Origin of the sequence: Serratia sp. EWG9, assembly GCF_019913725.1 — a bacterium.
GTDB lineage: Bacteria > Pseudomonadota > Gammaproteobacteria > Enterobacterales > Enterobacteriaceae > Serratia > Serratia ureilytica.
In genome coordinates this window covers 1-964 of sequence record NZ_JADNRO010000025.1, presented here as the reverse complement: position 1 = coordinate 964, position 964 = coordinate 1, and the positions used below count along the sequence as shown (strand labels likewise).

The following is a 964-nucleotide window of genomic DNA, read 5'->3' as shown; positions in this document are numbered from 1 at the left end:
CACTACGCGCACGTTGACTGCCCAGGGCACGCCGACTACGTGAAAAACATGATCACCGGTGCTGCTCAGATGGACGGCGCGATCCTGGTAGTTGCTGCGACTGACGGCCCAATGCCTCAGACCCGTGAGCACATCCTGCTGGGTCGTCAGGTTGGCGTTCCTTTCATCATCGTATTCATGAACAAATGCGACATGGTTGATGATGAAGAGCTGCTGGAACTGGTAGAAATGGAAGTTCGCGAACTGCTGTCCGCGTACGACTTCCCAGGCGACGACCTGCCAGTGATCCGCGGTTCCGCGCTGAAAGCGCTGGAAGGCGAAGCTGAGTGGGAAGCGAAAATCATCGAACTGGCCGAAGCCCTGGACAGCTACATCCCAGAGCCAGAGCGCGCTATCGACAAGCCGTTCCTGCTGCCAATCGAAGACGTATTCTCCATCTCCGGTCGTGGTACCGTTGTTACCGGTCGTGTTGAGCGCGGTATCATCAAAGTTGGCGAAGAAGTTGAAATCGTTGGTATCAAAGACACCGTTAAGTCTACCTGTACTGGCGTTGAAATGTTCCGCAAACTGCTGGACGAAGGCCGTGCTGGTGAGAACGTAGGTGTTCTGCTGCGTGGTATCAAACGTGAAGAAATCGAACGTGGTCAGGTACTGGCTAAACCAGGCTCCATCAAGCCGCACACCCAGTTCGAATCTGAAGTGTACATCCTGAGCAAAGATGAAGGTGGTCGTCACACGCCATTCTTCAAAGGCTACCGTCCACAGTTCTACTTCCGTACTACTGACGTGACCGGTACCATCGAACTGCCAGAAGGCGTAGAGATGGTAATGCCAGGCGACAACGTGAACATGGTTGTAACCCTGATTCACCCAATCGCGATGGACGACGGTCTGCGTTTCGCAATCCGTGAAGGCGGCCGTACTGTAGGCGCTGGTGTTGTTGCTAAAGTTATCGCTTAATCGC

The 964-nt window shown here is 54.1% G+C and carries 1 protein-coding gene; it reads left to right on the top strand.

Translation table 11 applies throughout. The annotated features are described in order from the left end of the window. The coding region (tuf, locus tag ITX55_RS23860) for an elongation factor Tu (RefSeq protein WP_197756245.1) at positions 1-960 on the top strand (960 nt) is incomplete at its 5' end. Between the last annotated feature and the right edge of the window lie 4 nt (positions 961-964).